Genomic DNA, 23,198 nt, shown 5'->3' with positions numbered 1-23,198 from the left:
TTATTCCTCCGTTACTTGAACCTTAATCGTTGCCTTCACTTCAGGATGAAGCTTAACAGGAATCTGAGTCACACCAAGTCCACGAATAGGTTCTGGCATTTCAATCTTACGTTTATCGATCTTGTAGCCCGCCTTTACTACGGCTTCTGCTACTTGCTTACTCGTAATTGCTCCGAAAAGACGTCCACCTGCACCGGCTTTAGCCTTCAAGACTATCGTCATCTCTTCCAATTTCTTGCCCAATTCAATCGCTTCTTGTTTCTCCTGTTCCTTGCGCTTCTGTTCTGCCGCTGTTTGATTCTCAAGCGTCTTCACATTACCACCTGTTGCTATAGAAACAAGTCCACGTGGAAGCAAAAAGTTCTGTGCGTACCCCTCAGAAACCTCCTTGACTTCCCCCTTTTTACCTTGACCCTTCACATCTTTCAAGAATATAACCTTCATTCGAATAACCCCTCTTCCTTGTCTATTTCATCCAGTACTTTCAGCAATCTCTTCTCTGCTTCTGCCTGGCTTCCTTCTAATTGTACTGCGGCATTTGTTAAATGTCCGCCACCACCTAGTCGCTCCATCACAACCTGCACATTCATGCTACCAAGTGAACGAGCACTGATACCAATGAGACCGTCAGGCCGTTCACTAATAACGAACGAAGCAAGCACATTCGTCATATTCAATAGTGTATCGGCCACTTGGGCGATCAACAACTGCGGAATAGGATGACCAGGCTCGGACACAGCGATCGCAATATTGCCATAAATTAATCTGGCATGCTTGATAATATCCGCCTTAGCCATGTATTCCTGTAGATCTTCCTTCAGCAGGCGCTGTACCATCATCGTATCTGCACCGACCCTTCGGAGGAAGGCCGCAGCCTCGAACGTTCGTGAGCCTGTATGCAGTGCGAATTGCTTCGTATCCACCGTGATACCCGCAAGTAAAGTTGTTGCTTCGAGAGGGCTGATTACAACCTTCTCATGAATATACTGCAACAGTTCTGTAACTAGCTCACAAGTAGAAGAGGCATACGGTTCAAGATATACGAGCATCGCGTCATTGATGAATTCTTCACCACGCCGATGATGATCCACCACTACAATCCGCGTGGCTTCAGCAACAAGCTTGGGCTCCATCGTCATCGACGGCTTATGCGTATCCACTAGCACAAGCAAGGTATGCTCCGTCATAATTGCCATCGCCTGTTCCGGGGTTATGAACCGCCGTGCCAACACCTCTTCCTTCTCGATTCGATCCATCAAGCGATCAATACTTGGATTCGAACCATCCAGAACAATATAAGATTCCACCTTATACATGTCAGCTGCCTTCAGCACCCCGATGGATGCGCCAATCGCATCCAGATCAGGCATGCGGTGACCCATAATAATCACACGGTCGCTTTCTTGCATCAAATCGCGTAGCGCATGCGCGATAACACGAGCACGGACACGTGTCCGCTTCTCTGTGGCGCCCGTCTTGCCGCCATAGAATGACAAGCGTTGACCGGCCTTCACAGCGGCCTGGTCCCCGCCCCGCCCGAGAGCCATATCCAAACTGGACTGCGCAAGCTCGCCCAGTTCACTGAAGCTCTCGGCTCCAAAAGCAAGGCCGATACTAAGCGTCATCGGCACCTTGAGGTCCGCTGTCATCTCGCGGACCTCATCCAGAATAACAAAGCGGCTCTGCTCTAGCTCACTGAGCGACTTTTGATTTAATATCATAAGCGTCCGCTCAGAAGACAGCCGCCGCAGATAAACTCTATACTGCTTGCCCCACTCTGTAATTGCGGTTGTTACCCGGGCGATTAACGCCGTACGTTGCTGGTCATCCATCCCTTGGGTTGCCTCATCCAAGTTATCCAGCATCACGATACCAAACGCAGCCTTCTCATCTTCATATCGTTCACGTAACACAGCGAGTTCAGTGATGTCATGCATATATATCAAACGTTCATCTGTATCAATGGTTAACTCATAATACCTGAGGTCCAACATAATCTCTACCGTAGACCTACCACTGTTGCTCTCTTTCTTATCCTTGATCAATTGCGGTAATGGAGGCAACAACTCGGACAACGGTTTCCTAACCACCGACTCCTGACCAAAAACCCCGCCAACATAACGATTATGCCACTCCACTGTCCGATCTTCATTGTAGAGCAGAATCCCAAACGGTAAACGTCCGACCGCTTCTCCCTCTACCCGCTTAATTCGATACGTCAAATCCGTGACATACATAACTAGTTCCTTGCGGAAGCGTCGTTCCGCCATGAGCATCATATACGTCAAACCAATAACTAGACACAGACCAATCAGACCCAGTATCCAATTATAAGAAGAGATGAGAATGACGAGCAAGAGTTGAAGCATGAACACCCACACGGTCTGATACCCGTGCCAACGTTTTTGTAATAAATTAGGCATGCCTTCTCACCCTATCGTCTTGATCTAGTAATCATCTCACGTAGCGGAAATGCAATATCCAATAGCCCGGCAATCCATAATCCCGGTACAAATGGCAGCGCCAATACGAGTAATACAGGAATCACAGGGTACCACTTCTTATGATAAGCCACGAAGAAGACAAAACTGGCCGTCTGAATAATGAAGAGAACCTGAAGCAATGGAATCAAGTTATCCAATATCATACCCAGAGACCCTTCACTCGCGGAAGGTCCAGCAAACATAATAAGTAAAGTGCTGATTAGATAATACCAGATTAGTGATCGTGGCAGCCTCCAATCACGTAGCGGAGGCATCTTAGATACAACGTGTCCCATGCTATTTAATGTTGGTCTAACAATTACATGTGTAATTGAGGAAATTAACAACGAACAAAGGATCAACGTAAACGGAATAAACCGCACTGCATACGTCGAAAATTTCTCTGTCATCTCTGGAGACCATACCATGCCCCCCGTCAGAGTCGTATCCGTTACATTTTGCAGCGGAGCCACTGCCGTACTCATGATATCCTCAATGGACGACGCCAAGTTGAAATCAAAGAATAACGAACCTACGCTTAGAAGCAATAGGAACTCGAGCAGTATAACTCCCATTCCCGTGATCACAATCTTGACAGCAGAAGCGTGCTTCTTGTATAAATGCCCCATCGCGATCGACGGTATCATGAAATAAATAGCTTGAAGCAATAATAACAATCCAAATATATAGTTCCCCATCAGCGTGCCAATGGCAACCAACGCAATCCAGACTCCCGCAATATGTACGAGAAACTTCTTGCGTGGCAGCATCGTATAGAGCAATGTGCCTGGAACTACGAGGAGAAAAGCCGTAATGACAGTAAGTGGAGTAACGAGTGATAATAGGAGCAACAAATAAGCGAAGCTCCAGGCGATTGATGTCCAGTGCGATTTCAAAATTGTTTCACCTCTTACGCAAATGATCTTCAAGTGTGGAGATATCCTGGTACCAATCTTCCAGTTGATGTCCTTCTTGTTTGTGTTTCTTCAATTTTTCCAGAATGGTATCGTCCAAATTACGATACGATACTCCAAGCCTGCGTCCCAGAATATAACTGCTGACGATCAGACTAGCGAGACTGTCACTTACCCGTGTCGTGCTGCCTTCCCACAATGCTTTGAATAAACGGGCTACGTGATCGACTACTTCCGTTTTGAGCCATTCAATCACTTTGGCGCGTTTGGCCACATCCATTTCTTTATGCATAGCGGACAGCTTCAAACCTCCCCAAAAATAGCTTTATTCTTCATTATAGCATAAAGCAATTCCTCCAAGAGATGCAAACCAAATCGATACTATAAAAACCCTTTATAGATAAAAATTTTTTATCTATTCTCATTATTCGCTTGGAGCTCTGGCGTAACCAGTTTCTCACAATATTCAATAATTTGGCTACGGCGTACAATTCCGATAAATCGCCCTATATCATCTACAACGGGAACGAAGTTTTGGACCTTAGCCAAACTAATTAAACCTTCCATATTCTCATCGATCAGTACCGGCTTGATGTCCATTTTCAGTGGAACATCCTTTAACAGAAACTTTGAAGCGGTCTCAAAAGTAACCTTTCCGCCTGAATTTTTCATATACCAGAGCAGATCACCTTCCGTCACCGTTCCTACATACACCCCATCCTTACCAATAATCGGAACGGCAGTGTACCGGTGGTACTCCATTCGCTCCAGCGTTTGCCGCAAAGTGTAATCCATTGTAACCGCGACGACATCATTCTTCGGCAATAAAAAGAACGCAATATTCATGAGAACAAAATCCTCCCTTACTCTTTTCAGAATCCCCTATTTGTAACGTTTCAAAACAACAATCGTTCCATCAATGGCGACAAATCGGCAGCCGGAAACCGGACTGCCGAAGGATAAGCCTGAGCCAAATGGCCCTTATAATTTAAAATATGATACCTTAGTGCCTCTCATTCTTACTCTTGCTCCCGTGATTCAGGTTTAATGAGTTCTTCTGTCTTCGTATCCGGATTGGACCAGTTTTCAATCATCTGCTTAGCAAATGCTAGGTCCTCTTCATTTGCAATATCGTAGTAAACACCATTCATGCGTTTGCCTTCACCAACAATCGTAAACCCGCTAATTTCAGGACGCCCACCAAGCAATATGGTCTTCGCTAGCTCGATAATTGAATTAGGTTGCATATCGGTCTTGAAATTATCTCCAAGCATATCAATCAAATCAGGTATCTTAGATACTTGATTCAATTTCAGCATCCGATCTACTAGTGCATTTAGAAACACCTGATGCCGCTTCGTCCGATTCACACCACTATCCTCACGGTAGCGGACATAGTTCAAAGCCTCTTGCCCATCATATAGTGGCTTTCCCGCTTTGATCGTAAACTTCTCATGATCTTTTTCTTTATTCACGATATCTTCGGTAATCGGAAGCTCAATACCGCCTAGTGCATCCACTACTTCACGAAGTCCCTCGAAATTAATTGCTGCATAATAATCCAGATCATACCCAATAAAGTTCTTCACTGTATCCTTAGCCATCTTCTCACCGCCATAAGCGTAGGCGTGATTGATCTTATCTTCCTTATCCTTGCCGACAATCTCGGTATAGGTGTCGCGCGGAATCGATATGAGCAATACCTTGGAATCCTGCGGACGTACAACCGAATAAATTAAGGTGTCAGAACGTGAAGGTTCATTCTCACGCTGATCAATACCTAGTAAAAGCATACTAAACGGATCGATCTCCTTTGCTACCACGACAGGCTTAGCAACCTCTCCCTCTATGGGAGCATAGGATTTCTCCAACTGTTTCTCCACTTGTCCAGAAAAGAACAAATCAAACGTCATGAGAGCTAACGGCTCCCGGAATATATAACCCCCTGTTCCCGCAATAATCAAGACCAATAGCGTGATCAGGGCAACTTTTCCTCTATTTTTACGCTTCTTATTTTTATTTTGTTTGTTACTTTGCTTGCTACGTACTCGTGTCGTTCTTTCCAATATCGTCTGCCTCCATTTGTGGTTTTAGAATAATAGAATAATAGAATATAGATTAATAGAATCAAGTCCGCATAGTAAGCTCTCTTCTATAATTGTAATATCAAGTTTTCAAATAGAAGCTACAAAATAGTAATATTAATTTAACAAAGCTTACCAGTCGGGAACAGTGACATTTATTGATGCTGCATCAAGATTACCAGTCCGGCGAAGAAACCAAATGAACCCTATCGGATACTTTCCGTACTATACCACAATAACACATGGAGGAATTTCGATACAAATAGTGCCCTATATACCACAAGAAATATCAAATAAAAGAAATGATTACCTCTTATAATTTTATTTAGGAGTGAGATAGATGAACGAACAGCTACAGCTTATGATTGATTGGATTGAAGACAATTTAAATAATCAATTTTCATTAAATGAACTATCTATTTATATGGGATATTCCCCTTATTATTGTTCGTTTAAATTTCACCAAGTAACAGGTATAAGTATTAGGCGCTATATTCTTTTTAGAAAATTGTATTTATCCACGAAAGATTTGGCAAATAACAGGAAGATAATTGACGTTGCCTTTGATTACGATTATTCTTCGCAAGAAGCATATAGCCGAGCCTTTAAAACTGTATTTGGTATCAGTCCTAGAGAATATCAACTTAACCAATTGCCTGTTCAGTCATTTGTTAAACTCACTCTGAATAAAGACGAGGAATGGTGTAAAATGGACGTTTCTAGAAAAATTGAGGTTGAACGGTTACAACATAAGCATAGCGAGTTGTTTGACAAAGACGTACTCAACATATTGAATGGGCAAATTATGTATGAGAATTTTAAAGATAACAGACTCATGGGAGATTCTGATTACGCTCCATTTAATGAAGCCATGTGTGTAAATGCGACCACAAAACAAGTTTTTGATAAAGAGTTTATATACACACGAGCTTTCGGACATCATGATTCAGTAGAGAATTATATCAATAAGGTCATTGATCCATTAGACAATCTTTTTAATAACGAATATAAATGTATCGTATTGTGGTTTGGTGAAGACATGTTTTGTCAAATGAACCTGCTTACCCTACTTTCCTATCTTGAACAGTCAGGTTATGAGGGGAAAGTATTCTTAAACAGTTTCAGAGAGGATGAATTTAAAGTTAATCAAACTGAACTTAAATTAGGCCATTATTATTCTGTATACAAAGAAGTATTGGTCCATCATACTAAACCATCAAATGAACTACTTCCCGTCATGTATCAGGCCATAGACATCTATTTAAATATGCTCAAAGAAGATAATGAAGTAGTAAAATATATTTCTAAAAATAAAGATTTAACGACATCAGAATTAATTAAGAGGTTATTTGCTCTGTTCCCAACAGTAGGCTATGGAGATTCACAATATATAGAGATTATTAATAAAATTAAATGAAAATCGGAAGTGGTCGTCGATCGAGGACCGCAATGCTGACGGATTCTCCTTACGATCGCTAGTTAGCTTTCCTAGAAAAGCTTTGAACCAGAATTAAAAACGTCAGGGAAAAATGCCCTGACGTTTCTGTAAAATCTTCTATATTAGTAATATTAAATAAAGATGATATGGCGGAGGGAGTGAAATGATTCTGAAGAAGCGGAGCGTTCGCCTTTGTCCCCGAATTTCAACCTATTAAACAAATTAATCAAGAAATTCGGGGACAACAGCGATCGTAAGAACATTTCACTTTCGCAGCTTGTAATCAAATTAGTAATTCTACTTATATAGTTACCCTTTTACACAAGGTGGCAAGCAACAAGATGATCGTTGCCCATATTGCGATATTCTGGTACCTGTTGCTTACAGAGATCTGTTGCTACAGGGCAACGCGTATGGAACTTACATCCAGATGGTGGATTTGCCGGACTCGGTATATCACCTTGTAGAACAATCCGGTCTCTCTTATACGTTGGATCGGGTACTGGAATAGCAGACATTAGCGCCTTCGTATATGGATGAAGTGGATTGCGGAACATTTCTTCCTTACTAGCCATCTCTACCATAGACCCAAGATACATAACACCTACGCGGTCACACAGATGTTCTACCACACTTAAATCATGCGAAATAAACAAATAAGTCAATTGTTTGTCGCGCTGCAAATCACTAAGCAAATTAATAATTTGCGCTTGGATCGATACGTCCAGAGCGGATACTGGCTCATCTGCTACAATAAATTCCGGGTTCATAATCAATGCACGGGCAATTCCGATACGTTGTCTTTGCCCACCAGAGAATTCATGTGGAAAGCGATCATATTGATATGGAGCAAGTCCGCAAATATTCATCGTTTCTAATACTCGCTCACGCACTACCTTCGGGTCGGTTACTCCATGATCAAACAACGCCTCACCAATCGCTCGCCCCACTTTAATCCGCGGATTCAGTGAACTAAACGGATCCTGGAACACGATTTGCATCTTCGGACGCATACGTCTTAATTCTTCTTTAGGCAGCTTATAAATGTCCTTGCCTTGGAACAGTACATTTCCAGACGTCTTTTCATGTAACCGTAGAATAGTCCGACCTATCGTACTCTTTCCACAGCCGGATTCGCCTACTAGACCAAAGGATTCCCCTCTATGTATACGAAAGGAAACATCATCAACTGCCTTAACATGTCCTACTGTACGTTGAAAAACCCCACCGCTTATGGGGAAGTATTTCTTTAAATTGTCTACTTGCATTAAGACTTCACTCAAAGTACTTCCCCCTCTTTCTCATATAACCAGCAAGCTGATTTATGGGTGTATTTCCCATGTGATCTAAACGGTGGTTGCTTCTCCTTACATATATCCATGCAGAATTCGCAACGCTCGTGGAAGTGACAGTTATTACCTAGATCAATTGGGTTAGGTACTTGGCCAGGAATCGAATATAACCGCTCTTGTTTTTGGTTGATAACCGGCTTAGCTTTCAACAACCCTTTGGTGTAAGGGTGCTGTGGATCTTGGAACAATTCCAAGACAGGAGCTTCTTCGATCACCTTACCTGCATACATAACAACCACATAGTCAGCCATTTCAGCAACTACACCCAAATCATGAGTAATTAACATAATAGACGTATTGAGCTTCTGCTTAATGTCACGCATCAAGTCTAGAATCTGTGCTTGAATCGTCACGTCGAGTGCGGTTGTTGGTTCATCAGCGATGAGCAACTTAGGATCGCAGCTTAGTGCAATGGCGATCATAATCCGCTGACGCATCCCCCCACTTAATTCATGCGGATAAGAATCAAAGATCTTCTCTGCACGTGGTATGCCGACGAGATTAATCAGCTCAATTGCCCGCTTCTTAGCTGCTTTACGATCTAACAGCATATGCAGAATCAAGGGCTCAGTAATTTGCTCTCCAATGGATAACACTGGATTAAGGGATGACATAGGTTCTTGGAAAATCATTGAAATCTGATTGCCGCGAATCCGTGACATTTCCCTTTTACTTAATTTGAGCAGATCTTTTCCTTCGAAAAAGATTTCTCCTCCGACAATTTGCCCTGGCGGTGTTTCTATCAATTGCATAAGCGACATTGCTGTCACACTCTTACCGCAACCCGACTCACCAACAACACATAACGTTTCACCCTCACGAATGGTAAAACTTACACTGTCCACAGCTTTTACTGTGCCTGCTGTTGTCTTAAAGTGTGTCTCCAAATTACGGAACTCTACTAAATCTTTTGCCATATTGCATCTCCCATCTTGAAGATATCGGCCTCACCCATGAGACCGACGTTGTTCAAGGCAGCAGCCCTCGCTGCTTGCATCAATCACTTGTACTTTTTATCAAATGAATGTTTATTTCTTAGTTTTAGGATCTAATGCGTCGCGAAGTCCATCACCAATCAGGTTAATCGCTACGGTTGTGATAAGAATACAAGTGCCTGGTGGAATCCATAACCAAGGTCTCTTGCGGAAATCAATCAAATTATTTGCTGCCGAAATCATGTTACCCCAAGATGGGGTTGGTGGTACGACACCAATACCTAGGAAACTCAGTGCTGATTCCGATAGAATTGCACCAGCTACACTAAGCGTTGCGGTAACGATAATAACAGGAACCGTGTTCGGCAATAAATGCTTAAATATTTTCCGAGTATCCTTAAGACCGAGTGCTTCAGTCGCTTGCATAAATTCTTGTTCACGAAGCGTAAGAATCTGTCCCCGTACAAGTCGTGCTAGAGTAGTCCAGTTTAGAATTCCAATAATCACCATTAGATAATATATTCTAATATTCGGATGAACCTTAAGATCAGATAGAACAGCTCCCAAAATAATCAAGATGGGCAGTGACGGAAGTGCCATAAAAATATCGGCAACTCGCATAATAATTGTATCTACAAATTTCCCATAAAATCCAGCTAATGCGCCCAATGTAGCACCGATTATTACGGTTATTAATGTAGCAACAAGTCCAACTAAAAGGGAAATCCGACCAGCCAACATCACGCGAAGCAGCATATCTCTTCCAAGCTTATCTGTACCCAACCAATAAGTTGAGCTAGGTGCTAGATTCTTAAGCTTAGAATTATAATCAAAAAGATTATATGGCGAGAAAAGCGGACCTAAGAAACAGAACATAAACATAAACACTATCAATATAAATCCGATTACCGCAAGCCGATTTTTGGTAAAACGGCGCCATGCCGTCTTCCACGGCGAATCAACAGCCTTGGCTGGGGAATTTGTATTCTTTGTTATAGGCATAACATCAGCAGACAACGCAATCTCCTCCTACTTTAAACGAATTCTGGGGTCTGCAATTCCATAGAGCACGTCGGCGAGCAAATTACCCACTAAGGTCAGCATAGCTAGAAAGATTGTAAACCCTAGCATAAAGGGATAATCTCTCATATTAATCGAACTAAGATACACATGACCGATACCAGGCCAAACAAATATTTGCTCCATAATCATAGCTCCACCGAACAAAGCAGGCAGTTCAAACCCAAGTAGAGTGATTGCAGGAATCATCGCATTCCGAAATGCATGCTTAAAAATGACTGTTCGTTCTTTAAGACCTTTCGCCCGGGCAGTCCGAATATAATCCTGCCTAATAACTTCGAGCATACTGGTACGGAAGTAACGCGTTAAGCTACCCGTAGACAACATGGTCAGTACCATAATAGGTAAGAATGCATGTTTAATTACATCTTTAATATAAATCCATCCGCTACCATTTAACCCCGCTGTTGTCATCCCACCGACTGGGAATAACTTCAAGTCTAGTGCGAGGAATTTGATCAACAATAGACCTATAAAAAAGGAAGGTAATGACATACATATAAAAACTAACAGTGTAATTATTTTATCAAATAGCGAATATTGAAACTTGGCAGAAAATATACCCGTAATAATCGCAATACTCCAACTAAGGATCAACGAACAGAATCCGATAATAAATGAATTCCATACAAAAGTATTAATAACGGCAGTTACGGGTTTTTTGTGCTGCATAGAATCCCCGAAATTACCCTTAATCATGTTACCTGCCCATATGAAATAACGTTGATAGTCTGGCTTATCCAGCCCGTATATGGCTCTTAGTTGTTCCTGCTTTTCGATAGACATATTCGGATTCGCCCGCGCTGTAATGTAATCCCCTGGTACCATCGCTGAAATGGCAAAAATAATGATTGAAATGCCGATTAGCGTAGGAATCATCTGCAACAGCCGTCGAATGATATACTGCTTCATTCTTATTCCCCCTGGCTATAAGTGGATATGCCCAGCTCTTATGAGCTGAGCATATCTAATGTACTTTATTGTTGTAATTCAACTTGGTACAAGCTGAAAGGGAAATCCTTATACGGCGAGATGTCGAATCCTTGCGCTCTAGCATTAATAGCATTCATATTATTTCTTTGATACAAGAAGATGTTAGGAATATCTTTATTCATCTCTTGGTACATCTCTTTATAGTACACTTTACGTTTTTCGGTATCCATTTCCTTCTTAGCCTTAGCCATCAACTCATCGACTTTAGCATTGGAATATCCTGTATCGTTCTGTGCACCATTAGTAATATATACTGTGTTGTCTGGATCTGGTGTCAAGCCCCAAGCAGCGAAGTACATATCGAAATCGCCTTTTGTTTTCTTGTCTATGATCGCATTAAAGTCAAGCGTTTCTGCAATAATATCAATGCCTAAATCTTTGTAGTTTGTAGTCATAATTGGCAATAATGCCTCTACAACCGGGTTGTCTGCAGTAGCGGAGAAGTTAATTTTGAATTTTTCTCCATCTTTCTCACGAATGCCGTCTGCTCCAACAACCCAACCTGCTTCATCCAGTAATGCTTTTGCTTTTTCTAAATCGAAATCGTAAGTTTCGATATTCTCATCAGTAAATGCCCATGATACTTTCGATTCTGGAATATTGATTACATCAGCATAAGGTCCGTAGATACCTTTTACAATGTCTTCACGATTCAAACCATAAGTAAGTGCTTGGCGTACTTTTTGATCTTGGAATTTCTTAAGCTTATGGTTAAATCCAATGTAGCCATAACCATTGTTAGGCAAAAGGTTAATGTCCATGAATCCCAAAGCTTTCAATGCTTCTACATTATCTTCCGAAACGTTAATTTCGTTCATATCCGTTTCACCGGATTCTAACATCGCTAGGTTAGTTGAATCCGTTGTTGTTTTGTAAATGAGATTCTTAATTTTTGGAGCTCCATTGAAATAGTTCTCATTAGCTTCTAGAACGATTTCTTGTCCAGCTGTGTAGCTCTTCAATTTGTATTGACCGCTACCCATAGGTTTGCTGTTCAATGCTTTAACGGATTCCAAGTTGCCTTGTTTGTAGTCCTTACCATAATAAGCTTCAGACAAAATATATACATAGCCCAGATCTACTGGAGTCAGAGCCGAATATTCGGATACAGTTATTTCAACTGTGTTGTCATCAATAACTTTAATCCCTGAGATATCACTTGCAGTGCCATCATGATATTCTTGACCACCAACAATGTGAGCAGATAGTACATCTGATTCTCCATCATAGGTTGCATCATGGAACAATTTCATTGTGAACAAATAGTCTTTCGCTGTAAGTGGAGTGCCATCACTAAATGTAACTCCTGGTTTCAAGTGGTACGTATATTTCAAACCATCTTCCGATATATCCACTTTCTCAGCCAAGCTGTTTTCATAACTTCCGTCAGCTTTAAATGCTACGAGTGTATTAAAGATGGAATAATTCACATAGTAATCATATGCTGTTTCCATAAATAGTGGGCTAAATACCCCTTTAGGATCGGTCATACCAATAATCATTGTATCTTTGCGGTTATTAGCCAATGCTGGGCTAAGCGAAGGATCTTCTGCTTTAATCAACCCACTAGCTTCTTCCCCTGCTGGCTCCGCAGGTGTGTTTGTTTCCCCCGTGTTTTCCGTGTTTGCGCTGTTTGTTGGTGCTGGCTCATTATTAGCAGCTTTGTTATTGCCGCCACATGCGGACAATGCCATTGTTAATGCAAGTACAAGCACTAACGTTAAACTCCATTTCTTTGTCATGCAAATTCTCCTCCTTTTAATATTTGTTATTTATATATTATAAAAATAATATATCTAGTAGGATCAGCACCCATCGGGTAAACTGAGGGTAACACTTACTAAAATTATGTCTTCTACTATATACTGAAACGGGAGTGAAATAATGACCAAAGGTCAATTGAAGAGTAGAATAATCCAAGTGGCAATTGTATGTAAGGTTGCATGTAAGGTATCTTGACACGAGTAAAACGATTTATTTAATAATATAACCCAAATTGAATAATATTCCAAGCATTTTAATTTATATTTTATTCATAAAACTTTGCACTAATTAAAAAAAATTTTATAACAAAAAAGCAGCCGAAGTTTTCGGCTGCTTAATTTATGCTTATCTATTCCTACTCCGTAGTGTACGGAAGCAAAGCGATTTGACGTGAGCGTTTGATGGCAATCGTCAAAAGGCGTTGATATTTAGCACTAGTACCTGTTACACGACGTGGCAAAATCTTACCACGTTCGCTGATGAATTTCTTCAACAACTCGATGTCTTTATAATCAATGTGGTTGATTTTATTTACAGTGAAGAAACACACTTTACGACGTTTGTTACGTCCGCCGCGGCGAGCTGGTCTCTTGTCGTCTCCGCCTTCTCTTGGTTTGAAGCTCATGCTATTCAGTCCTTTCCGTTTTTAAAATGGCAAATCGTCATCCGAAATATCGATCGGTTTCCCGTCATCGGAGAAAGGATCCTTATTGTTTCTCGAGGAATTATCGCTACGATTATTATAGTTACTGCTGCTGCTATTGCTATTGCTAGCACTGCCGCCGCCACTATACGGAGCTTCCTCTCGTGGTCCACTACCACCGGTACCACCTTCGCGGTTCGATTCTAAGAAACGGACATTATCGGCAATCACTTCAGTCACGTATACACGTTTTCCTTCGTTATTCTCGTAATTCCGTACTTGAATACGTCCCTCTACAGCAGTCAAACGGCCTTTACGCAAGTAGTTTGCGCATGTCTCCGCCAACTGTCTCCACGTTACAACCGGAATAAAATCTGCTTCGCGTTCCCCACCTTGTGATGTAAACGGTCGATCCACAGCAATTGTGAATTGGGTAACTGCTACACCCGCTGGTGTATAACGTAGCTCCGGGTCCTTGGTTAGACGTCCGATTAGAATGACACGGTTCAACAATGTAATCCCCTCCTTCGGGCAAGTGTTTACAAACCTGAATGTTAGGCTACTGCTTTAGTAATGAGATAACGGATAACCTCGTCGGATATCTTCATAACCCGCTCAAGCTCAGTAATAACATCTGGCGTTGATGTGAAGTTCACAAGAACATAAACTCCATCACGGATTTTGTTAATCTCATACGCAAGGCGACGTTTGCCCATCACGTCATGTTTCGTAATTTCACCGCCGTTTTGGATGATGCCTTGGAATTTTTCGACTGCTGCTTGAATTGCTTCTTGCTCAAGTTCAGGACGAAGAATGTACATCACTTCATATTTGCGCATATATTTCACCTCCTCTTGGACTATGGCCCCCAACTGTTACTCTGGGAGCAAGGAACGAGCTTATACTCGAACCATATTAATATATCAAATTTACGGACTCAGTGCAAGTTTCTGACGATATGTAGGAAAGGTTACCTGTCCTGGGGTTTTCTCCATCTATAGAATAAGTCCTCATTTAGCACATGTTTAAAAGATCCTCTGCGCACAATATATCTGAATCCCTTTACACCAGAAAGGAGGCACACCATGGGCGAGAAGACTGAATTTGAACCAGGCGATAAAGCACCCAACCCGGGTATTTACACTGAGGTCGGAGAAGCGCGAAGTTTTCACACTGAAATTCAAAATCCAAAGCGGATTGAGATGGAGAAAGGCGACACGTTTCCTGGCACATCCAATAAAAATCGCAAGTGGAAAAAGGCTGAAAAAGCCCGCGTACATTAATTGAATAATTAATTGTAAGGTCGCACATAATAACTTCAGACGGCGTACAAAAGAGAGGTGTGGTTCCGTTGGACTATTCTGCGAAACAAACCAACCGTTCGGAGTCTTATTCACCACAGTTGTAGAAGCTAAGATTACGGTTAAGGAGGACCCCTCTTCCTGATCCGTACTGCATAAAAAAGCATATATCTAACGTTTCTGAGTCGTGAGAGAAGAATTCCATTACGTACGCCGTCGAACTTAAAGAAGGACCCATCTGGGTCCTACTTTTCTGCGCTCATATTTCCTTCATACATACAAATATGACCCCTCTTACATTAGTAAGAAGGGTCATCATAATTTACATACTATAAGTTAATTTAAGGGGTAAGTTGAAAATGGCGGAGAGGGTGGGATTCGAACCCACGCACGCTGTGACACGCCTAACTGATTTCGAGTCAGCCCCCTTGGGCCTCTTGGGTACCTCTCCGCAGCAAGAATGATTGTACCACGAAACCGTATTCTTTGCAATAAAAAAGGCCTTCAAAGAATGGCCTCTTATCTGCTATCGCTTCACTATTCGTTTGTTTTGGGGTCTTCCACCATTATAGCCGTGGACCGAAGTACCTTACGCATGTTCTTCTCAAACTTTGCACGGGGAACAAGCACACTGTGTTTACATCCTACACATTTGATTCGTATATCCATCCCCATCCGGATAATCTCCATCTCGGAACTACCACAAGGGTGATTCTTCTTCATCTGTACGACATCACCTAATTGAAACTGTTTCCGTTCCATGACTATTCCCCCTTTAAGCCTCTAACTGATCACAAGCCATACGATGACAACATCTCTTCCTTAACATCCCTTTTATCCTGCTTTTTACGAATGATCCGTCGCCGGCTTTAACAGTTCAGCTTGCTCAAGTGCTTCCTTAGCATAAGCCTGGATTAATCGCTCCATTTCACCTTTTGAACCCGGAGGGCACTCCACTGCAATCCGTAGAACAAATTCGCTTGCCGTTAGTGACTGAATGCCAAGAACATTAGGTACTTGTTCTACATTATTATTATTCTCTTTCAGATCCAGCATAGCTTTTCTCAACATTGAGATGCTCTCTTCTAGCTTCATTTTATTACTGAATGGTAAATCAACAACCGCCAAAGCGTTACCTAAAGAATAGTTTGTCACATTCGTGATAAGACCGTTTGGAACGATGTGAACTTCACCTGTATAGCTCACAAGCCTCGTTGAACGCAGACCAATCATTTCAACAGTTCCTTTCAGCGTCCCTGTCTGGATGACATCCCCTACAGCAAATTGATCTTCTAATATAACAAAAAATCCTGTGATCACATCTTTGACTAAGCTTTGAGCACCAAACCCTACTGCTAATCCTAGCACTCCAGCTCCCGCCAATAATGGAGCCAGTTTAAAGCCAAACTCCCCCAAGACCAGCATCAACATAATTAAATTACTGGTAAAAGATGTAATATTCTTTAGTAACTCACCAACTGTAATGAACCTTCGAGGATTCATTTGTAGACGGCTTTTCTCCCGCCGTTCCAAAGACTGATCTATTAATCGGTGAATGATCTTAATAAAAATTCTCGTCAATATAAAAATAAGCAAGACTCGTAGCCCAGCAAACAGGACACTCTGCCACATTTCCATATTTGTTAGCCAATCCCAGATCTTATCACTCCATTTGTTTGTAGCTGCAACAAGTTCCGTCGTTCCCATAGTATCAATAAACTGTCCGATCATAGTTCCCCTCCTAAAGCCTAATATAATCATATCCCACTGCGCTCTTAGAGTAAATCCCGCGGATCTCTACGCTTTCACGGATAATAATCTCTTTGACAATATCTAGGGAGTCTCTAGGAAATTCGATCGACAACGCACATCCTGCAGTGATCTCTTTGGGTGTCGGAAATAAATCAATTTCAACTTCGGCAAACTCTAGAAGCATCTCGGCGCGCAGCGCCTGTTGAGTAGAATCAAATGCTATTACTAGTCCCGTCTCCACGAGCGCCCACCTCCTTATGTAATCGCGACTTTAGTCGGAGTATATTATTGTTTTTTATTCCATATACTATCTACTAATATTCAATAAAACCATTTCTCCCAGAGATGGATACCGCCTATTAGGCTGGCAAAGTTACTTGAGAGGAAGGGAAGATTCTATGGCACCTTTGGAACATTCTAATTCGGGACAAGAAATTTCGTGTTTAAAAGTCCCTCATACCGAACCGGGCATTCATTCAGCCATTATCCATCGATTGTTGCTTCATTTCGCCAAAGTTTCTCCAGGCCAAGATATTGTTGTCATATGCATCGGTACGGACCGTTCCACTGGGGATTGCCTGGGGCCACTCGTTGGTACTTCACTAGCTAAATTAGCTAGTCCTCACTTCCATCTATATGGAACCCTGGAGGAACCTGTTCATGCCATGAATTTAAATGATACACTAGATAAAATTAATCAGAGATTTATTGATCCGTTCATCATCGGAATCGATGCCTGTCTTGGACAGACAAGCAGTGTAGGTTCCATTCAGGTGGTTCAGGGTCCTTTGCGTCCTGGAGCGGGTGTAAATAAACAATTACCGCCGGTCGGCGATATCCATCTTACGGGTATCGTCAATGTCGGCGGCTTCATGGAATATTTCGTCCTGCAAAATACCCGGCTAAGTCTTGTTATGCGGTTATCGGAGATCATTTCTAGTTCTCTCTATACTGCAATTAAGGAATGGAACCGAGGATTTATCCCTCTTGTCCGGCGAGAACAATAGCCTCTTTCTCTTCGGCTGAGAGGGCATGATTAGATTCGCCTTTGGTCAATCCTTTTGCATAGACGTAGGAACCATCTCGGCTATATAATCCAGTAATAACAACTCCATCTTTATCATCGTTGACAAACGCTACGGAAAAGCTCAAATCGCTTCCACGTTCAGAAAATGCGTTGTAACGTTTAATCCCAATCTTAGCTTTTTGCTTCGGCAGTAGAGTATTCAGTACACCAAGCTGCCTTAGCTGTTCCTCTTGTGCATCCTCAATTTTGCCCTGCTGCACTTTTAAATCGATGAGTAGATCTTCCAGGTTTTCAATTCCGGTGCTCTCCATCATCATCGAATATTTTTTACGCATATTCCGCAGCTTGGCACCCTGAACCAAATTCCATACGAACAACCACACCATCACGACAACTAGCCCGCCTACAATCCATACCAATTGATCTAAAATCAGATTATTCCATTCTGTCATGCTCTTTCCTTCTCCTCTATAGTTAAATATCAATTAGCTAATAATCGTATGGCTGAAACAAGACTTCTTACTTCTTCAATGGTCGTATCATATCCTACACTCGCTCGTACTGCTCCACCCTCTGATGTTCCAGCTGATTGATGACCTAACGGAGTACAATGGTACCCTGCCCGTACTGCGATACTAAATTCCCTATCTAGTAGGAAAGCAATTTCCGCGGCGTCTCGTCCAATTAAATTAAAAGAAACAATTCCTGTTCGCGGCTTTCCCAGGTTTGGCCCAAGTAAGGTGACTCCTTGTATATCCTTCAAGCCCTCTATCAATACCTGCGTAAGTTGCCATTCTCGCGCGTATATGTTGGACACTCCTTGCTTCAGAATGACATCAACACCCGCTGCTAAACCTGCAATCCCTACTGTATTAGCAGTACCTGCCTCATAGCGATCTGGACGCACACTAGGCTGTTCAAGTTCTTCCGATTGGCTTCCAGTCCCTCCATGTAATAATGGCTCTAGATCGAGCTTAGAAGCAATGTACAGCCCTCCGGTTCCTTGTGGACCAAGTAATCCTTTATGTCCTGGAAAGGCCAGTAGGTCTATGCCCATCTGCTGTACATCTATCGGAAATACTCCTGCTGTTTGTGCTGCATCTACTAGAAACACAGCGTCATGTTGATGGGCTATCTGTCCCAAATCTTCTATCGGCAATATGCTCCCTAGCAAGTTAGAACTATGTGAGCAAACCAGCATTCGGGTCTGAGGCCTAAAGGCATCTCTCACCTCGTCCAGATCTACTTCCCCCTGGGCGTTAACAGCTACATAATCAACCATTACCCCTTGCGTTCTCTTTAAAAACTCTAGCGGTCTTCTAACTGAATTATGTTCGATCATTGTCGCTATCACATGATCCCCAGGCTTCAGGTAACCTTTTATCGCTAAATTCAATGCCGTGGTTGTATTAGATGTAAATACAATGTCATTAGGGTTGGAAACATTAAACAATTTTGCGAGTTTTGTTCGGGCCTTGAATAATACTCTTCCTGCTTGCAATGCCATTCCGTAATTTCCACGGCCAGGGTTAGCCGCTGGCCCATCTAGGGTGTTTAACATTGCTTTCCCTACCTCAGGAGGTTTTGGCCAAGACGTTGCAGCATGATCTAAATATATAATAGATTTCTCGTCCAAGATACTCCTCCTAAAAGTTAAATAATGACATTTGTATGCTCATTCAGATTAAGAATGACATACCCCTATTTCTTCAAGAGTTTCCCTCCTGTAAGAAGTAATGGATATGTCATTATTGGTTAATTAAGTATGTCTAGCAATCTTTGCAGATCCTCTTGACTATAGTAATTAATTTCAATTTTTCCTTTTTCCTTGTTTGCCTTTATCTTGACCGTTGTCTTATAACGTTCTCGCAAACTCTCTTCTACTTCATCTATATATGGATCTCTTTTTTTGTTGGAAACTTTTGGTTTTTCGCTCTTCTTGCGATCCATTTGCTGTAGTGCATCTTCTAACTCACGAACACTCCATTCATGGTCGATACACTGTTGAGCAAGTTGTTTTATTGTTGCCGCATCCTTTAAACCAACTAATGCTCGTGCATGTCCCATTGACAGTGTTCCACGTGAAACATCTTCTTTCACTTCTTCAGGTAATGATAGTAACCGCAGGAAGTTAGCAATATGCGAACGTGACTTACCAACCTTCAATGAAAGTTCTTCTTGCGTCAATTGGAATTGATCCATTAACCCTTGATAAGCAACTGCCACTTCCATTGCATTTAAGTTTTCGCGTTGTAGATTCTCGATTAATGCAATCTCCATAACCTGTTGGTCGGAGAATGAGCGAACCACAGCAGGCACTGTCGAATTCCCACAGAATTGGGAAGCCCGAAACCTACGTTCCCCTGCAATGATTTCATACCCCTTCATCACACTACGAACAATAATCGGCTGAATAACACCATGCTGTCGAATTGATTCAGCTAATTCACGAATAGCATCTTCATCAAAAACTTTACGTGGTTGATACGGATTTGCTCGAAGTTGATTTAATGGAATATCAATTACTTTATCATCGGCATCAACAGAAAGAGAGGGAATAAGTGCATCAAGTCCCTTTCCCAATCGTTTATTCATATGAGACCACTTCCTTTGCCAACTCTAAATATACCTCAGCACCCTTTGAACGCGGATCATATGTAATGATAGATTGACCGTGTGATGGTGCTTCGCTTAAACGGACGTTACGAGGAATAACCGTCTTGTATACCTTCTGTTGAAAGTACTTCTTAACTTCCTCTATTACCTGAATACCTAAATTGGTACGAGCATCAAACATCGTCAACAATACCCCTTCGATTTGCAATGAGGTGTTCAGATGTTTCTGAACCAACCGAACAGTGTTCAGTAATTGGCTCAATCCCTCCAACGCATAATACTCACATTGAATTGGAATAAGTACCGAATCTGCAGCAGTTAATGAGTTAATTGTAAGAATTCCAAGAGACGGAGGACAATCAATAAGAATGTAATCATATAAATGTTTCACTTGCTGTATGGACTTTTTTAGTCGAACTTCACGAGATATCGTTGGTACGAGTTCAATTTCAGCTCCCGCCAGTTGAATTGTAGCTGGGATAATATCCAGTCCATCAACCTCTGTACTAACAATGGCTTCTTTGGGATTGACCTCATTAATAAGCACATCATAAATACAATTGGCGACATCCGCTTTATTTATTCCAACTCCGCTAGTTGTGTTACCCTGTGGATCAATATCGATAAGCAGTACTTTTTTACCTATGGCAGCAAGTCCTGCTCCCAAATTAACGGAAGTTGTCGTTTTACCGACGCCTCCCTTTTGGTTAGCAATGGCAATGATTTTGGACAATTCATTCACCTCAAATATAATTAGAAAATCCTTCTGTAGTTCATGATCATCAAGTATCCACTAAGTTGTAGCTACAAAAAGATCAAAGCGCACTATCTGAATTACCCAATACAACTATCCGACAACTCCGCTAACCAATACTGCCAACTAGGAAACTATAATTCTATGTAACACTTAATTGCTTTACTAGAAATAAAACTACCTTTTAGGAATCTGAATAACAATTTCATAGTGATCCTCATGATCACTTTCATTCGTCTTAATTTGTAAACCTGACCCAGATACCATATCAATAGATTGACGTATCGTGTTGAGCGCAAGTCTGACATCCTTTGTGAAGGAGATCCGTCTCGACGATTTCTTGTTCTTATTTACTTCTTTGTAAAAGGCAATTCGTGCTTCGCTCTGCTTAACATTTAACTCTTTGCTAATAATTTCGTTCAGCACTTTTGTTTGTAATTCCTCGGTATCCAGCGATAATAATGCTCTCGCATGTCGTTCTGTAATCTTACGCTCCATTAAAGCTGTCTTAACAACTTCTGGAAGATGTAGAAGTCTGATCTTGTTAGCAATGGTCGATTGGCTCTTGCCGAGTCTTTGAGCCAGACTCTCCTGTGTTAATTGATGCAGGTCAATTAAATTCTGATAAGCCAATGCTTCTTCAATCGAAGTTAGGCCTTCACGTTGAAGATTTTCGATTAGGGCGATGGACGCCGCCTGTGAATCATTGAAATCCTTCACAATAGCAGGAATCGTATCCATTCCTAATTTTTTCACCGCACGCCAACGTCTTTCACCCGCAATAATTTCATACTTATCATTACGATAACGAACAACGATAGGTTGAATAATCCCCAATGTACGAATAGTTTGACACAACTCGTCAATCTTATCCTCATCAAAAATCGTCCGAGGTTGATATGGGCTACCCACAATCTCCCCGACCGGAACCTGCTTCACTTCTTCACTACTGGTTCGTTCGGTTAAACCGAACAATTTAGAAAATTGATCTTTCATTTCGTAGATTACCACCTAATTTCATAGTGACATAAGACGAAATGCCTTATGGGATTCATTTTTGTTAAATTAAAAAATGAAAATGCTGTCAACGGGCGCATAATTCCCCTTTGAAGAAGACCTATCTCCTATGTATCCACTATTTAACAACCGCCATAAGCCGATTTGGTATCAAGTAGATGTGTTCGTGAACGAAATTCATTCAACAATTAGTAGTAATTCTATTCTACCACTTTTTGCCCAATAATCCTATTCTCTTTCAAATGTATTTTTGAGAGATTAATCCCCTTAGCATCATGTTTCACGTGGAACAATCTACTAAGGGGAAATAGGATTATAATTTATATAATTGGAGATTTCATAGGTGTTCCAGCCTTGCGCGGATACTTCTTAGGAGTTGCAAATGTCTTCTTGACGATAACAATATGTCTCTCTGAATTTTCCAGCGGCAGATTGAAATGGTGTTTGCCTACTAGCTTGCCTTTTAATTCTGACATGCTACGTGCAGACTCCATAATCTCTTCATTGGGATCACTGCCCTTCATCGCAGCAAAAATACCGCCTGTTTTAACAAATGGTAGGCAAAACTCATTTAATACAGCCATACGAGCTACAGCTCGAGCAGTAACCAAATCATAGGCATCTCTCTCTTGTTCCTTACGTGCTACATCCTCAGCCCGACCATGTATAAGTTTCACATCTTTTAACCCAAGTTTATCCACTACATTTTGTAAAAAGAGGATCCGCTTATTGATTGAATCGACAATGGTCAATTTTAAATGAGGGAAACAAATCTTTAATGGAATACCGGGGAATCCAGCACCGGATCCAATATCGGCAAGAGTTGCTATCTCAGACATATCTAAATAGAAAGAAAGCGTCGCAGAATCATAGAAATGTTTGATATAGACCTGTTCCCGTTCTGTAATACCTGTTAAATTCATTTTTTCGTTCCATTCAACCAATTCTTGGAAATAAATTTCAAATTGATTAAGTTGTTCTGCTGAGAGCTCGATTTGATGCTCTAGTAACAAATTTCGGAAATTTGATTGTATAGGATCCATAT

Annotated in this window: 26 protein-coding genes and 1 tRNA gene; 3 read left to right on the top strand and 24 right to left on the bottom strand. The window is 41.5% G+C overall.

The annotated features are described in order from the left end of the window. The 6 genes from rplI to EJP82_RS07895 form a co-directional block, all read right to left on the bottom strand. The gene (rplI, locus tag EJP82_RS07920) at positions 1 to 444 is read right to left on the bottom strand and encodes a 50S ribosomal protein L9 (protein WP_127191504.1); all 444 of its coding nucleotides are present in this window, start codon (positions 442 to 444) and stop codon (positions 1 to 3) included. Continuing rightward, positions 441 to 2,423, bottom strand: coding sequence for a DHH family phosphoesterase (locus tag EJP82_RS07915; protein ID WP_127191503.1), 1,983 nt, complete (start codon positions 2,421 to 2,423; stop codon positions 441 to 443). Before EJP82_RS07915 ends, rplI begins: the two co-directional genes overlap by 4 nt. Positions 2,424 to 2,434: 11 nt before the next feature. Then, positions 2,435 to 3,379: a DUF2232 domain-containing protein gene (locus EJP82_RS07910; protein ID WP_127191502.1), complete on the bottom strand. Its 945-nt coding sequence runs from the start codon at positions 3,377 to 3,379 to the stop codon at positions 2,435 to 2,437. Between the two features lie 7 nt (positions 3,380 to 3,386). Continuing rightward, complete coding sequence (locus tag EJP82_RS07905) at positions 3,387 to 3,689, bottom strand: MazG-like family protein (protein ID WP_211350067.1); 303 nt, start codon at positions 3,687 to 3,689, stop codon at positions 3,387 to 3,389. A gap of 119 nt (positions 3,690 to 3,808) precedes the next feature. After that, positions 3,809 to 4,243: a CBS domain-containing protein gene (locus tag EJP82_RS07900; protein ID WP_127191501.1), complete on the bottom strand. Its 435-nt coding sequence runs from the start codon at positions 4,241 to 4,243 to the stop codon at positions 3,809 to 3,811. Between the two features lie 173 nt (positions 4,244 to 4,416). Beyond that, positions 4,417 to 5,466 carry an LCP family protein gene (locus EJP82_RS07895; protein ID WP_211350066.1) on the bottom strand — a complete coding sequence of 350 codons (1,050 nt, stop codon included), beginning with the start codon at positions 5,464 to 5,466 and terminating at the stop codon, positions 4,417 to 4,419. Positions 5,467 to 5,821: 355 nt separating this feature from the next. Between EJP82_RS07895 and EJP82_RS07890 the strand changes: the two genes are divergently transcribed. Next, positions 5,822 to 6,898: a helix-turn-helix domain-containing protein gene (locus EJP82_RS07890; protein ID WP_127191500.1), complete on the top strand. Its 1,077-nt coding sequence runs from the start codon at positions 5,822 to 5,824 to the stop codon at positions 6,896 to 6,898. 338 nt (positions 6,899 to 7,236) lie between these two features. Here EJP82_RS07890 and EJP82_RS07885 read toward each other — a convergent pair whose 3' ends face one another. From EJP82_RS07885 to rpsF, 8 genes are all read right to left on the bottom strand, one after another. Then, on the bottom strand, positions 7,237 to 8,202 hold the full coding sequence (locus tag EJP82_RS07885) for an ABC transporter ATP-binding protein (protein ID WP_127191499.1): 966 nt from the start codon (positions 8,200 to 8,202) through the stop codon (positions 7,237 to 7,239). Continuing rightward, entirely contained in the window at positions 8,199 to 9,188 is a 990-nt protein-coding gene (locus EJP82_RS07880; RefSeq protein WP_127191498.1) for an ABC transporter ATP-binding protein, read from the bottom strand. Before EJP82_RS07880 ends, EJP82_RS07885 begins: the two co-directional genes overlap by 4 nt. 111 nt (positions 9,189 to 9,299) lie before the next feature. Next, positions 9,300 to 10,208, bottom strand: a complete 909-nt coding sequence (gene opp4C / locus EJP82_RS07875; protein ID WP_127191685.1) for an oligopeptide ABC transporter permease — start codon at positions 10,206 to 10,208, stop codon at positions 9,300 to 9,302. Between the two features lie 27 nt (positions 10,209 to 10,235). Then, positions 10,236 to 11,198 carry an ABC transporter permease gene (locus EJP82_RS07870; RefSeq protein ID WP_127191497.1) on the bottom strand — a complete coding sequence of 321 codons (963 nt, stop codon included), beginning with the start codon at positions 11,196 to 11,198 and terminating at the stop codon, positions 10,236 to 10,238. A gap of 65 nt (positions 11,199 to 11,263) precedes the next feature. Beyond that, positions 11,264 to 13,021 carry an ABC transporter substrate-binding protein gene (locus tag EJP82_RS07865; protein WP_127191496.1) on the bottom strand — a complete coding sequence of 586 codons (1,758 nt, stop codon included), beginning with the start codon at positions 13,019 to 13,021 and terminating at the stop codon, positions 11,264 to 11,266. Positions 13,022 to 13,398: 377 nt separating this feature from the next. Next, positions 13,399 to 13,668 carry a 30S ribosomal protein S18 gene (rpsR, locus tag EJP82_RS07860; protein WP_127191495.1) on the bottom strand — a complete coding sequence of 90 codons (270 nt, stop codon included), beginning with the start codon at positions 13,666 to 13,668 and terminating at the stop codon, positions 13,399 to 13,401. A gap of 21 nt (positions 13,669 to 13,689) precedes the next feature. Continuing rightward, positions 13,690 to 14,199 carry a single-stranded DNA-binding protein gene (gene ssb / locus EJP82_RS07855; protein ID WP_127191494.1) on the bottom strand — a complete coding sequence of 170 codons (510 nt, stop codon included), beginning with the start codon at positions 14,197 to 14,199 and terminating at the stop codon, positions 13,690 to 13,692. Positions 14,200 to 14,240: 41 nt separating this feature from the next. Next, entirely contained in the window at positions 14,241 to 14,525 is a 285-nt protein-coding gene (gene rpsF / locus EJP82_RS07850) for a 30S ribosomal protein S6 (protein WP_127191493.1), read from the bottom strand. A 246-nt stretch (positions 14,526 to 14,771) separates the two neighbouring features. Here rpsF and EJP82_RS07845 point away from each other — a divergent pair, with 246 nt between their 5' ends. Next, positions 14,772 to 14,969, top strand: a complete 198-nt coding sequence (locus EJP82_RS07845; protein ID WP_127191492.1) for a YjzC family protein — start codon at positions 14,772 to 14,774, stop codon at positions 14,967 to 14,969. 378 nt (positions 14,970 to 15,347) lie between these two features. Here EJP82_RS07845 and EJP82_RS07840 read toward each other — a convergent pair. From EJP82_RS07840 to EJP82_RS07825, 4 genes are all read right to left on the bottom strand, one after another. Continuing rightward, positions 15,348 to 15,438: transfer RNA gene (locus EJP82_RS07840), tRNA-Ser, on the bottom strand. An 86-nt stretch (positions 15,439 to 15,524) separates the two neighbouring features. Then, positions 15,525 to 15,749, bottom strand: a complete 225-nt coding sequence (locus EJP82_RS07835; protein ID WP_127191491.1) for a DUF951 domain-containing protein — start codon at positions 15,747 to 15,749, stop codon at positions 15,525 to 15,527. 84 nt (positions 15,750 to 15,833) lie between these two features. After that, positions 15,834 to 16,718 (bottom strand): mechanosensitive ion channel family protein, encoded by an 885-nt coding sequence (locus EJP82_RS07830; protein ID WP_246054011.1) that lies wholly within the window; start codon positions 16,716 to 16,718, stop codon positions 15,834 to 15,836. A gap of 10 nt (positions 16,719 to 16,728) precedes the next feature. Beyond that, positions 16,729 to 16,980, bottom strand: a complete 252-nt coding sequence (locus tag EJP82_RS07825) for a putative Se/S carrier protein (RefSeq protein WP_127191490.1) — start codon at positions 16,978 to 16,980, stop codon at positions 16,729 to 16,731. Between the two features lie 157 nt (positions 16,981 to 17,137). Here EJP82_RS07825 and yyaC point away from each other — a divergent pair, with 157 nt between their 5' ends. Beyond that, entirely contained in the window at positions 17,138 to 17,746 is a 609-nt protein-coding gene (gene yyaC / locus EJP82_RS07820) for a spore protease YyaC (protein WP_127191489.1), read from the top strand. Here yyaC and EJP82_RS07815 read toward each other — a convergent pair. The 6 genes from EJP82_RS07815 to rsmG form a co-directional block, all read right to left on the bottom strand. Continuing rightward, positions 17,718 to 18,218 carry a DUF4446 family protein gene (locus EJP82_RS07815; protein ID WP_127191488.1) on the bottom strand — a complete coding sequence of 167 codons (501 nt, stop codon included), beginning with the start codon at positions 18,216 to 18,218 and terminating at the stop codon, positions 17,718 to 17,720. The two genes, yyaC and EJP82_RS07815, sit on opposite strands and share 29 nt — an antisense overlap. Positions 18,219 to 18,247: 29 nt before the next feature. Then, positions 18,248 to 19,405, bottom strand: coding sequence for an aminotransferase class V-fold PLP-dependent enzyme (locus EJP82_RS07810; protein WP_127191487.1), 1,158 nt, complete (start codon positions 19,403 to 19,405; stop codon positions 18,248 to 18,250). Positions 19,406 to 19,521: 116 nt separating this feature from the next. Beyond that, complete coding sequence (locus EJP82_RS07805) at positions 19,522 to 20,361, bottom strand: ParB/RepB/Spo0J family partition protein (protein WP_127191486.1); 840 nt, start codon at positions 20,359 to 20,361, stop codon at positions 19,522 to 19,524. Then, the gene (locus EJP82_RS07800) at positions 20,354 to 21,115 is read right to left on the bottom strand and encodes a ParA family protein (protein ID WP_127191485.1); all 762 of its coding nucleotides are present in this window, start codon (positions 21,113 to 21,115) and stop codon (positions 20,354 to 20,356) included. The genes EJP82_RS07805 and EJP82_RS07800 overlap by 8 nt, the downstream gene beginning before the upstream one ends. Positions 21,116 to 21,313: 198 nt before the next feature. After that, positions 21,314 to 22,132, bottom strand: a complete 819-nt coding sequence (gene noc, locus EJP82_RS07795) for a nucleoid occlusion protein (protein WP_127191484.1) — start codon at positions 22,130 to 22,132, stop codon at positions 21,314 to 21,316. 341 nt (positions 22,133 to 22,473) lie between these two features. Next, positions 22,474 to 23,196 carry a 16S rRNA (guanine(527)-N(7))-methyltransferase RsmG gene (gene rsmG / locus EJP82_RS07790; RefSeq protein ID WP_127191483.1) on the bottom strand — a complete coding sequence of 241 codons (723 nt, stop codon included), beginning with the start codon at positions 23,194 to 23,196 and terminating at the stop codon, positions 22,474 to 22,476. Between the last annotated feature and the right edge of the window lie 2 nt (positions 23,197 to 23,198).

The organism is Paenibacillus anaericanus, from assembly GCF_003994475.1.
GTDB lineage: Bacteria > Bacillota > Bacilli > Paenibacillales > Paenibacillaceae > Fontibacillus > Fontibacillus anaericanus.
The sequence above is the reverse complement of the archived record's forward strand: the minus strand, read 5'-3'. Positions and strand labels throughout refer to the sequence as shown.